This window comes from Pseudomonas brassicacearum (assembly GCF_003732265.1).
In the GTDB taxonomy this organism is placed as follows: domain Bacteria; phylum Pseudomonadota; class Gammaproteobacteria; order Pseudomonadales; family Pseudomonadaceae; genus Aquipseudomonas; species Aquipseudomonas brassicacearum_D.
The window spans coordinates 1-270 of sequence record NZ_MOBK01000051.1 but is presented as its reverse complement, the minus strand read 5'-3'; the positions used below and the strand labels follow the sequence as shown (position 1 = coordinate 270).

The 270-nt window shown below is 58.1% G+C and carries 1 protein-coding gene; it reads left to right on the top strand.

Going from position 1 to position 270, the window contains the following annotated elements; translation table 11 throughout:
* Positions 1-270, top strand: a 270-nt coding sequence (locus tag BK660_RS29990) for a DUF808 family protein (RefSeq protein WP_123436394.1), incomplete at both ends; no start/stop codon positions are given.

Genomic DNA, 270 nt, shown 5'->3' with positions numbered 1-270 from the left:
CGCATTCGTGCCGTGGCTGGTGACGCCGTTGTTGATGGTCGGTGGTGCGTACTTGTGTTTCGAGGGCTTCGAGAAGCTCGCGCACAAGTTTCTGCACAGTGCGGCTGAAGATGAAGCCGAACATGCGCAACTGACTGAGGCGGTAGCTGATCCGGCGACCGATCTGGTGGCGTACGAGAAGGACAAGATCAAAGGCGCGATTCGCACAGACTTCATCCTCTCGGCAGAGATTATCGCGATCACTCTGGGCACCGTGGCAACTGCCTCGCT